The organism is Pseudomonas silensiensis (assembly GCF_050434865.1).
Taxonomy (GTDB): domain Bacteria; phylum Pseudomonadota; class Gammaproteobacteria; order Pseudomonadales; family Pseudomonadaceae; genus Aquipseudomonas; species Aquipseudomonas fluorescens_W.
Window position 1 is genome coordinate 195059 of the sequence record NZ_JBNDJH010000013.1, and the last position, 11053, is coordinate 206111.

Annotated in this window: 12 protein-coding genes; 3 read left to right on the plus strand and 9 right to left on the minus strand. The window is 59.2% G+C overall.

The features are described from left to right. Positions 1–38: 38 nt before the first annotated feature. The 7 genes from QF010_RS19805 to QF010_RS19835 all read right to left on the minus strand — a co-directional run bounded on the left by QF010_RS19805 (position 39) and on the right by QF010_RS19835 (position 6138). Positions 39–428, minus strand: a complete 390-nt coding sequence (locus QF010_RS19805; RefSeq protein WP_033057758.1) for a carboxymuconolactone decarboxylase family protein — start codon at positions 426–428, stop codon at positions 39–41. A 42-nt stretch (positions 429–470) separates the two neighbouring features. Further along, positions 471–956 (minus strand): flavin reductase family protein, encoded by a 486-nt coding sequence (locus QF010_RS19810; protein WP_429533752.1) that lies wholly within the window; start codon positions 954–956, stop codon positions 471–473. A 12-nt stretch (positions 957–968) separates the two neighbouring features. After that, complete coding sequence (locus QF010_RS19815) at positions 969–2450, minus strand: aldehyde dehydrogenase (protein WP_033057762.1); 1482 nt, start codon at positions 2448–2450, stop codon at positions 969–971. Beyond that, positions 2447–3280 carry an alpha/beta fold hydrolase gene (locus QF010_RS19820; protein ID WP_033057764.1) on the minus strand — a complete coding sequence of 278 codons (834 nt, stop codon included), beginning with the start codon at positions 3278–3280 and terminating at the stop codon, positions 2447–2449. The genes QF010_RS19815 and QF010_RS19820 overlap by 4 nt, the downstream gene beginning before the upstream one ends. Before the next feature lie 43 nt (positions 3281–3323). Continuing rightward, entirely contained in the window at positions 3324–3914 is a 591-nt protein-coding gene (locus tag QF010_RS19825) for an amino acid synthesis family protein (RefSeq protein ID WP_003182108.1), read from the minus strand. Between the two features lie 190 nt (positions 3915–4104). Further along, positions 4105–4737 carry a response regulator gene (locus tag QF010_RS19830; RefSeq protein WP_033057767.1) on the minus strand — a complete coding sequence of 211 codons (633 nt, stop codon included), beginning with the start codon at positions 4735–4737 and terminating at the stop codon, positions 4105–4107. Positions 4738–4770: 33 nt separating this feature from the next. Then, positions 4771–6138 (minus strand): cache domain-containing protein, encoded by a 1368-nt coding sequence (locus QF010_RS19835; protein WP_429533753.1) that lies wholly within the window; start codon positions 6136–6138, stop codon positions 4771–4773. A 400-nt stretch (positions 6139–6538) separates the two neighbouring features. Here QF010_RS19835 and QF010_RS19840 point away from each other — a divergent pair, with 400 nt between their 5' ends. Further along, positions 6539–8596, plus strand: coding sequence for a carbon starvation CstA family protein (locus tag QF010_RS19840; protein WP_033057771.1), 2058 nt, complete (start codon positions 6539–6541; stop codon positions 8594–8596). A 14-nt stretch (positions 8597–8610) separates the two neighbouring features. Further along, positions 8611–8808, plus strand: coding sequence for a YbdD/YjiX family protein (locus tag QF010_RS19845; protein WP_007900300.1), 198 nt, complete (start codon positions 8611–8613; stop codon positions 8806–8808). 101 nt (positions 8809–8909) lie between these two features. Here the strand turns inward: QF010_RS19845 and QF010_RS19850 are convergent, their stop codons facing one another. Both QF010_RS19850 and QF010_RS19855 read right to left on the minus strand, forming a co-directional pair. Beyond that, positions 8910–9623: a metallophosphoesterase gene (locus QF010_RS19850; protein WP_429533754.1), complete on the minus strand. Its 714-nt coding sequence runs from the start codon at positions 9621–9623 to the stop codon at positions 8910–8912. 106 nt (positions 9624–9729) lie between these two features. Beyond that, positions 9730–9933, minus strand: coding sequence for a hypothetical protein (locus QF010_RS19855; protein WP_033057777.1), 204 nt, complete (start codon positions 9931–9933; stop codon positions 9730–9732). A 528-nt stretch (positions 9934–10461) separates the two neighbouring features. Here QF010_RS19855 and QF010_RS19860 point away from each other — a divergent pair. Further along, positions 10462–10863, plus strand: coding sequence for a YfeK family protein (locus tag QF010_RS19860; protein WP_429533755.1), 402 nt, complete (start codon positions 10462–10464; stop codon positions 10861–10863). The last annotated feature ends 190 nt before the right edge of the window (positions 10864–11053 follow it).

Genomic DNA, 11053 nt, shown 5'->3' on the forward strand with positions numbered 1-11053 from the left:
AAGAATCTCCGTGCTCGGTCAGATCAAACAGCCAAGGGTTAACTGGAGGCCTCGGCATCGGCTTCGGCGAACGCTTCACGGGCGAGCCGGAAACTGTCTACGGCAGCGGGGACGCCGCAATAAATACCGACCTGAAGCAGAATTTCGCGTATTTGTTCACGAGTCAGTCCGTTACGCAAGGCGCCGCGTACATGCAGCTTGAGTTCGTGAGGCCGATTGAGGGCCGAAATCATGGCCAAGTTTATCATGCTGCGCTCTTTAAGCGACAAACCCTCACGGCCCCAGACGTGGCCCCAGCAGTACTCGGTGACCATTTCCTGCAGTGGCCGGGTGAAGTCGTCGGCGTTCTCGATGGAGCGTTTCACGTAGGCTTCGCCCAGCACCTGGGTGCGGATTTTCAGCCCCTGTTTATATTTCTCGTTGCTCATCATTGTTCTCCAGCGCAATCCCTGTGGGAGCGAGTAAACCCGTCAGGCCAGGGCGGGCAAAGGGCCCAGCTTGCCTTTGTGGTAGATCATCGGCGTCACCGGTTGCTCGGGCAGAATCAGGTTCTTCACCGCGCCGACGATGATCGCGTGGTCACCGCCGTCGTATTCGCGCCACAGTTCGCACTCGATGATCGCCGTGGCGTTGCCCAGCAGCGGATTGCCCAGCGCGCTCAAGTGCCAGTCGATGCCATTGGCCTTGTCTTTGCCTTTACCGGCAAATGCATAGGCTTCGGCGGTCTGGTCGGCGGACAGCAAATGGATCGCGAACTGCTTGCTGTCGCGCAGGATCGGGTACGTGTCGGAGGCATAGTTGGGGCAGAACAGCACCAGTGCCGGATCGATCGACAGCGCACTGAAAGCGCTGGCGGTAATGCCGACGATGCAGCCGTCCGGGTCCAGGGTGGTGACCACCGTGACCCCGGAGGGGAACGAGCTCATGACGTCTTTGTAAATGCCGGGTTCGATCATTTCGTCAATCTCCTAGCGCATCACGAAGGGGTCAGGCATTGGCGCCTGGGAGAGGTTGATCCACACCGTTTTCAGCTCGGTGTAGGCCAGTACCGAATCGATACCGCTCTCGCGTCCATAGCCGCTGTTCTTGAAACCGCCGATCGGCGCCATGGCCGACACGGCGCGGTAGGTGTTGACCCAGATGATCCCGGATCGCACATCCCGGGCCAGGCGATGAGCCCTGCCCAGATCGCGAGTCCAGATGCCGGCGGCGAGGCCGAACTGCGAGTCGTTGGCAATCGCCAACGCTTCGGCTTCATCCTTGAAACGGATGACCGAGGCCACCGGACCAAAGACTTCTTCCTGCATGATCTTCATCGAGTTGCGGTCGCATTCGAACAAGGTCGGCTCGTAGAACCAGCCATCGCCCAGATTCTGCGGACGCTTGCCGCCCAGGCGCAGGCGCGCACCTTCGGCGATGGCATCGGCGACCAGGCCTTCGACCACGGCCAGTTGCTGCGCGGTGGCCATGGGGCCCATTTCGCTGCTGTCTTCCTGCGGGTTGCCGATGCGGATGCGTTTGGCGCGTTCGACCAAACGATCGACGAACTCATCGTAGATTTCGTCCTGCACCAGCAACCGCGAACCGGAGACGCAACTCTGACCGGAGGCCGCGTAGATCCCGGCAATCGCGCCGTTGATCGCGCTGTCGAGGTCGGCGTCGGCGAAGATAATGTTCGGCGATTTGCCGCCCAGTTCCAGCGACAACTTGGCGAAGTTCTCGGCGCTGCTGCGCACCACATGCCGTGCCGTCGCGGCGCCGCCGGTGAAGGCGATTTTGCGGATCAGCGGATGGCGGGTCAGGGCTGCGCCAGTGCTTGGGCCATAACCGGTGACGACGTTGACCACACCCGGCGGGATGCCGGCCTCCAGCGCCAGACGCGCCAGTTCAAGAATGGTTGCGGAGGCGTGTTCCGACGGTTTGATCACGATGGTGTTGCCCGCCGCCAGGGCCGGGGCGAGTTTTATCGCAGTCAGGTACAGCGGACTGTTCCAGGGAATGATCGCGGCGACCACGCCCATGGCTTCGTGCACGGTGTAGGCAAACAGGTCGGGCTTGTCGAGGGGCAGGGTGCCGCCTTCAAGTTTGTCGGCCAGGCCTGCTGTGTAGTGGAAGAACTCCGGCAAGTAGCTGACCTGACCACGGGTTTCGCGGATCAGCTTGCCGTTGTCACGGCTTTCCAGCTGCGCCAGGTGTTCCTTGTTTTCAGCGATCAGATCGCCCAGGCGCCGCAGCAGTTTGCCGCGGGCGGTGGCGGTCAGGCCGCGCCAGGCCGGGCTGTCGAAAGCCGTCTGCGCAGCCTGAACGGCGCGCTCGACATCGGCTTCGTCGGCATCGGGCAGTTCGGCCCAGGCTTGGGCCAGGGCCGGGTTCAGGCTTTCAAAGGTCTTGCCGGACAGGGCATCGACCCATTCACCGCCGATGCACATCTGGAAGCGTGCGAGTGTCATGCAACGATCCCCTTTATTTGGTTTTGTCGGGAGTGCGCTGTGTCGAGAAATTCCAGCAGCAGCTGGTTGACCAGGCGCGGTGATTCTACGGGCATCATATGCCGCTGCTCGGCGAGCACGGCAACTGTCGCGCCGGGAATGCGTGCGGCCAATTGTTCGGCCATTTCCGGCGTGGAACCCGGATCCAGTTCACCGGTGGCGATCAGTGTCGGCACCTGAATGCTGCCCAAATCGTCGGCGCGGTACATGTCCTGGGTCGCGAACAGCTCATAGGTGGTCAGGTAACCCTGTGGGTCATTGTCTGCCAGGGTTTGGCGCAAGGCCGCAATCTGCGCCGGGTTGGCCGCCTGATACTCGCGGCTGAACCAGCGCGACAGGGCGGCTTCGGCGTTGGCATCCGGTCCGTGTTCGGCCGCTTGAGCGGTGCGGGCGATAACGCCGGCACGCTGTTCGGAGCTGCGATTGAACACGCTGTTGAGCACCACCAGGCCTTGCAGGCGTTGCGGGTAATGCAAGGCAAATGCCCGCGCGACCAGCCCGCCCATGGAAAAGCCGATCACCGTCGCCTGAGGCAATTGCAGGTGATCGAGCAGCTCCAGCAACTGGTCGGCATAGCCGAGCAGGGGGGTGCCGCTTTCCGGGCGCGGGCTGGCGCCGTGGCCGAGCATGTCGTAGGCAATCACGCGGTACTTCGTGGCCAGGCCAACGACCTGGCCGCCCCACATTTCTTTGTTCAGGCCCACGCCGTGGATCAAAACCACGGGCTGGCCTTGGCCGGTCGCCAGGTAACTGGTGCCAGCCGGGGTGAGTTCAGCGGTGAGCCGAATCATGGAGCGCTCCTGCATGCCTTTTTGTTGTTCTTACCGACCTTGATTACTGGGCGTTTTCAGCGGCCAGTTCTTCCAGGTCGATGTAACGGTTGCCGATGCGTGGGTGCAGGCGGCCGCCATCGGCGCAACCCAGTACCACCACGATTTCGTCGGCGCGCGGTGCATCTTCGATTTGCATTTCCAGGGTGATGTAGTGCGAACGCAGGCCTTCGTCGTCCTTGTGCATCATCGGAATCTGGATCGATGTGCCCGGGCCGCCACGCTTGTTGGTAAAGCTCAGGTAGCTCTTGGCTTTCACCGCTTCGCGGTAATGGTTGCCAAAGCGCAGGGTGTGGATCACGGCGGAGGCGTGTTCGATTTCACCGTCGGCGCCCACGACAGCAGCCTTGCCGTAAGCCTCGATCTTCTCGGCACCGCCGATGATGCCCACCAGGCGTTCAACCATCAGCGCGCCGAGGTCGGAGCAATTGGCACGGATTTCCGGTTTCAGGTCTTCGACAAAGCCGCGGCCCAGCCACGGGTTTTTCATCACGACGGCCAGCCCGACCATGGTCACTGGCTTATCGGTGGCCTTGCCGCCTTCGATAAAGGTTTCTTCGACATAGCTGACGATCTTGCGGATTTCGAAACTCATGAGCTGCTCCGTGTAAGGTGAGAGTGTCTGTGCGTCTGATGGTATACCATAATACCGGCAGCGCAAGTCCCTGAAGCGGGTTTCTGGTCGGACGGTGGCGAAAAGGGAGAAGGGGATGGCTGTTGCCAATAAAAAAACCAAAAAAAACCCGGCTGATGAGGCCGGGTTTTCCATTGAGTATTAATGCCTGCTACCGCGAGATGATCCCGTGATCGATCGCGTATTTGACCAGGGCCGCCGGTTTGTCGATGTTGAGTTTGCGACGGATGCTCAGGCGATGGGTTTCTACTGTGCGAACGCTGATGTCCAGTTCGCGGGCCATCTCCTTGTTGTTCAGCCCTTGCGCCATTTTGTACAACACCTGGCTCTCGCGCGGTGTCAGCTCGTTGTCGGTATTTTTATCGGCGATGAGCCGCTGGGCGATCTCGGCGCTGTAGAACGTGCCGCCACTGGCGATGGCTTCGATCGCCGCGATGATTTCCCGCGACGGTGAGTTCTTCAGTACATAGCCGCTGGCCCCCGCGCGCACGGATTCACTGACGTATTCATTGTTGTCGTACATGCTGAGCACCAGCACCTTGAGCGACGGGTACTGGCTGCGCAACACCCGGGTCAGCTCGAGCCCGTTCATGTCCCGCAGGCTGATGTCGACCAGCAACAGGTCCGGCTGGCAGCGTCCGACCATTTCAATGGCATCCGCGCCACTCTCGGCTTCGCCCACCACTTCCAGGGGGGCCATGACCGCCAGCAGTGCTTTGATCCCGTCGCGGACCAGAGCGTGATCGTCGACCAAAGCGACGCGGATCGGGTAGGGCAGGTTCATCGCGTGTATTCACTCTTGTTGTCAGGGGGTGAGTCAGCGTGTTGTACCGGGCATTTTCATTGGCAGCCAAACGTCCAGCTCACTTCGGCCCGGCATCGAGACCAGGTCGAATCGCCCACCAAAATGCTCGACACGTTCACGGATATTACGCAGGCCAATGCCCGCATGACGACGTTCGACCTGGGCGACATTGAAACCGATACCGTCATCGACCACCGTCAACCGCACGGAATCTTCGGACCCGTGCAGGGTAATGGCGACGTTTTTAGCCTGGGCGTGTCGTTCAATATTAGTCAGGCCTTCTTGCACGATGCGAAACAGCGAGACCGCTGCCCCATCGACCAGGTGACAGTCGAATTCATTGTCGTTGTAGGTCACCATCAGGCCGCTACGCTGCTCGAATTCTGCGGCGAGTTGACCGATCGCCGCCGGCAGGCCCAGGGTGTCGAGCAGCGAGGAACGAAGGTCGTGGGAGAGGCTGCGGACTTCGCCAATGGCTTCACCCAGGCGTTCCGTGGCGTCTCTCAGCGTACTCAAACCCTTGTCGTGTGCTTGTCCATTCTCAAGCAGATGGCTGGCCAACTCGAACTGAAACTTGATCGAGACCAGTACCTGGCTGATGCCGTCGTGCAGTTCACGGGAAACCCGTGAGCGCTCTTCCTCTTGCAAGCTGACGATACGCTGAGTCAGGCGCTGAAGTTTTTTGTCGGCCAGACGATGCTCGCTGACGTTCAGTGTCATGCCGCTGGCGAAGACAAACAGCACCGCCACGAGGGCCACCGCGGCAATTGCCAGCATGGTTTTACGGATGCCCTGGGCCACTTCGTCACGTGCTTGCTGGGTCGCGCGCTCGACGTCTTCAAGGTAGATGCCGGTGCCGAGCATCCAGCCCCAACGATCCAGCATCACCACGTAGGCGAGCTTGTCGGTCACCTGGCCGGAAGAGGGTTTGTTCCAGGCATAGCGTTGAAAGCCTTCGCCCGATTGCGCACTTTTGAGCAACGCCTGGATCACCGGCAAACCGTGAGGGTCCTTCATGTCCCACAGGTATTTGCCCACCAGTTCGGACTGGCGCGCGTGCATCAGGCTGCGACCTTCGTGGTCGTAGACGAAGAAGTAGCCATTGATGCCAAAGCTGAGTTTGCGCAGTTCTTCCAGCACTTGTTGCTGTGCGTGTTCGTCACCGTGGCCGTCGTCGTACAGCGGCTCGATCAGGCTTTGCGCCATTTCGACGTAGTTCTTAAGTTCGGCGCGTTTGCTCGCCAGAATGCTGTCTTCGATCAGTTGCGCCTGTTGTTCGCCCAGCTGCCGGTTCATGGAAATCACCAGCGCGCAGATGACGGCGATGGCCAACACCAGCGGCAGAATCCCGAGCGCGACGATTTTGTGTTTGAGCTGCATCTCTGCTCCTGTCCGGACCGAGGGAAGGCGAAGGCCCGGCATCATATGCCAAAGATACGCGCGTCCAGTAGCGGTGCTGGACGGAATGACCTGCGGCTGGGTCGCCGACTATTTTCTTGCAGGTGTACATATCCATTTCTGCGGTAACGGCGGCTTAGGGTTTCGCCCTTACGGCGAGTCCCTTTTGGCAAACGCCCCAAAAGGAACCAAAAGGTCACGCCGGTATGACTCACCCACATCGGGATCAGCGTCATCTACGTAGAACTACGTAGACGCCGCGTACGTAGTAACGCGGATTTATTTGTAGACGGCATGCGGGGATATTGGGCCAGCTCCGCACAGCGGACACAATTATAAAAATTACCGCCGCAGTCCACTGGCTGTCGGCAGGAGACACGCTATGCCCCGTCTGGCTAAACACCTCGCCTGGTTTGCCGTGGCTGTCCTGGGAGCGTTTGCGCTTAGTGTCGTGGCCCTGCGCCGCGGCGAAGCGATCAATGCCCTCTGGATCGTAGTCGCAGCAGTCGCTATTTATCTCGTCGCATACCGCTATTACAGCCTGTTCATCGCTACCAAAGTGATGCAACTCGACCCCAATCGTGCCACGCCCGCTGTCGTTAACAATGACGGTCTGGACTACGTGCCGACCAACAAACACGTGCTCTTCGGTCACCACTTCGCCGCCATTGCTGGCGCGGGGCCGTTGGTCGGTCCGGTCCTGGCGGCGCAGATGGGTTACCTGCCCGGGACGCTGTGGCTGATCGCCGGCGTGGTGCTGGCCGGTGCCGTTCAGGATTTCATGGTCCTGTTCATGTCCACCCGCCGCAACGGTCGTTCTCTGGGTGACATGGTCCGTGAAGAAATGGGCCGCATCCCCGGCACCATCGCGCTGTTTGGCTGCTTCCTGATCATGATCATCATCCTCGCGGTGCTGGCGCTGATCGTCGTGAAAGCCCTGGCCGAAAGCCCTTGGGGTATTTTCACGGTGATGGCGACCATCCCGATCGCGATGTTCATGGGCATTTACATGCGCTACATCCGCCCGGGCCGTATCGGTGAAATCTCCGTGGTCGGCGTGCTGTTGCTGCTCGGTTCGATCTGGCTGGGCGGGCAGGTTGCCGCTGATCCGGTCTGGGCCAAGGCCTTTACCTTCACCGGGATCCAGATCACCTGGATGCTGATCGGCTACGGTTTCGTTGCCGCGGTATTGCCGGTGTGGCTGATTCTGGCGCCGCGTGACTACCTGTCGACCTTCCTGAAAATCGGCACCATCGTGGCCTTGGCGATCGGCATTCTGATCACCATGCCCGACCTGAAAATGCCGGCGCTGACCCAGTTCGTCGACGGTACCGGGCCGGTATGGAAGGGCGGTCTGTTCCCGTTCCTGTTCATCACCATCGCCTGTGGCGCCGTTTCCGGTTTCCACGCGCTGATTGCTTCCGGCACTACGCCGAAGTTGTTGGCCAGCGAAGGGCATGCCCGTTACATCGGTTACGGCGGCATGCTGATGGAATCCTTCGTCGCCATCATGGCCATGGTTGCTGCGTCGGTGATTGAACCAGGCGTGTATTTCGCCATGAACAGCCCGGCGGCGCTTGTCGGCTCTGACGCTGTTACGGTGGCTCAGACCGTCAGCAGCTGGGGTTTTGCAATTACCCCGGAAGCGCTGCAAGCAGTGGCCAAGGACATCGGTGAAACCACCATCCTGGCCCGTGCCGGCGGTGCGCCGACCCTGGCAGTCGGTATCGCGCAGATCCTGCACCACCTTCTGCCGGGTGAAAACACCATGGCATTCTGGTACCACTTCGCGATCCTGTTCGAAGCGCTGTTCATCCTGACCGCAGTCGATGCCGGTACCCGAGCCGGACGCTTCATGCTGCAGGACTTGCTCGGTTCCTTCGTGCCAGCGCTGAAACGCACTGAATCCTGGACCGCCAACCTGATCGCCACCGCCGGTTGTGTGGCGATGTGGGGTTATCTGTTGTACCAGGGCGTGATCGATCCGTTGGGTGGCATCAACACCTTGTGGCCGTTGTTCGGTATCTCCAACCAGATGCTGGCCGGTATCGCACTGATGTTGGCGACCGTTGTGCTGATCAAAATGAAACGCCAGCGCTACGTCTGGGTCACCATGCTGCCCGCTGTATGGCTGCTGATCTGCACCACCACCGCCGGTTTCATCAAGCTGTTCGATGCCAACCCGGCGATCGGTTTCCTGGCCTTGGCCAAGAAGTACAGCGATGCGCTGGCCAACGGGCAGATCCTCGCCCCGGCGAAGAGCATCGACCAGATGCAGCACGTGATCTACAACGCCTACACCAACGCAACGCTGACCGCGCTGTTCTTGCTGGTGGTCTTCAGCATCCTGTTCTTTGCACTCAAGGTCGGTATCGCCGCCTGGGGCACTAAAGAACGTACGGATAAAGAAGCGCCATTCCAGGCTCTGCCGGACGCTTGATCGAGGATTGCAGCATGTTCAATGACCTGAGTCGCCTCGGTAAATACCTCGGTCAGGCCGCGCGCCTGATGGTCGGCATGCCCGACTACGACACCTACGTCGAGCACATGCAGACCAAGCACCCGGACAAACCGGTGATGAGTTATGAGGTGTTCTTTCGGGAGCGCCAGGAAGCTCGCTACGGAAGCAAGGCTGGGCCGAAGTGCTGTTGATTTCGGGTGGCAGTGATGCCACCTGAATAGCTAAATAAAAAACCCGGCTGATAAAGCCGGGTTTTTTTTTGAGTGAATGGCGTTGGCCGATCTGTGTTGTGTCAGCTTGCGGGGATGGTTTGGAGCGTTTCGAGATCCAGCAGGGTGAAATAACCACGGTCCGGCCTCCAGCCACCCGTATCGATGTGGATCACATTGCCAAGGCTGACGGGCATATACAGCGGCGTATGCCCTACGACCAGTGCACGCAGGCCTTCAATGCCATGCGTCTCCTGCTGATCAATCCGCCTGCGTGACCACATGCAGTAGTGCTGCACCTCCTGCAGACGCCTGTTGTTTTCCGGCGACTCCAGTTCCATTCGCAGTTGCTGCCATGATGGAAATGGACAATCGGCGTGCACGATGCCGATCAGGCCGTGTGCCGTTTCGACTTCGATTGCGATAGGGAGCTTGGCGAACTGCGCCGCGAATGCTTGCTTCTCGACCAACGACAGGTCTGTGAACCATGAGCCCCCGTTGAGTATCCAGCTGTCGATGTCGCAGGTATCGAAATACACCACGTAGTCGTCATGGTTGCCTCGCACCGGGTGGAACCATGGTTTGTCCAGCCAATCGAGCGCGTCACGGCACTCGGGCCCGCGGTCAATCAGATCACCAACACTGAACAGCCGATCTACCAAGCGGTTGAACCCGGCGGCATCCAGAGCAGCCTGCACCCCAGTGAAATGGCCATGAATATCACCGATCGCGAAATCTCGGCCGACAACATTGGCGGCGAAGTGCTTCACGCGCGACATCTCTACAGTTTCAAGCATGGGAATGCCACTCCGGCAGCTCCCCAACGGGCTAGTCAGTTGAGTTTAGGCCAGAAAGTGGTACTCGACCGTTAGCGCGCCGACAGGCTGCCCGGATCAGGCATCGTTAGAGCGAGTAGGCCGTCGCTTGTCCGAAATGGTTGTCCTGCACGCCGGCGATAAGGTGCAGAGGCATGTGTGGCGTATCCATGGATGGGACTTCGAAACTATCCACTATCTGGGTGGGGCGCTCACTCAGCACGGTCGACTCTTCGACAAGAGCCTTGGCCATTCTCGCGTGGTTCGCTGCGATTTCGTTGAGAGTTGACACGTTACGTCTCCCGGTGACTGACCAAGCGCATCGCTGGCGTCCTAAGCGTTAATTAAAATGCTACCGCGTCAGAATTACGTCGTTCTGGGGCAGCTACGAGCGTCTTTTGCAAACCTTAAGCCAGATATAGTCAAAAAAATCGCGCAGCGCTTTTGATGCGACGAATGGTGGTGCGGTGATATTTCCTGAGCCTATAAGGCCGGGGAAAAAGGTGATTAGACGTGCCGAAGTTGTTTTGTTAAAAAAATAGGGCATGGCTGCTTTGACGCGCCAATGCATCTCCATTCGGTTAGATGGAAATCGCCCAACATTGAGCTGGGCTACGATCAATGAGTCTGATGCCGATACAGGGATAAGTACCTGCGACTTTGGCCAACTGCTCGCGCACAGAGGCACCGGGCTCATTGATCCCCTTTCTCTTTCCCTTCCGCAGGTTGATCCTTTCGAACGAACAACGTCGCACAGCGTTCTGCTGGTTGCTCGGGTGACGCCGCGCTACAGTCGGCCCTTTCAGGACAAGGAAGTATCATGTGGATTTTGAAAGCAGCGGTGACTCGGTCCATTTTCCGCCAATGGCTGGTCGCGGCTTCTATCGGCCTTTTTGCGGTGACGGGTGGTGCGCAGGCTCAAACCACGGCACAGGCAAATCAGGAGATAAAGGGTTTGCTGGATTTTGTGGAGCGCAGTGAGTGTCAGTTTGTGCGCAACGGCAGTGAATACCCTGGACCCCAGGCTCGGGCACATCTGGAAAAGAAGCTGAATTATCTCGAAGGCAAGAATCTGGTGAGCAGCGCAGAAGACTTCATCGATCTCGCGGCCACTAAAAGCAGCATGAGTGGCAAAGCCTATGAAGTGCGTTGCTCAACAGGCGTCCAGCCGGCGAGTACCTGGCTGAAGACAGAGCTACAAAGACAACGCCAGCATCATTGAGCCTACCCCCGAAATGAGAAGGCCCGGCCCACTTGCGGGATGCTGTTCGCTTAAGGTTGGGGTACATATCCGTTTCTGCGGTAACGGCCACTTATGGTTTCGCTCTTACAGCGACTCACTTTTCCAAACGCCGAAAAGTAAGCAAAAGGCTTTGCCCCTCCATTCGGTGCCTCGCCTAGGCTCGGCATGC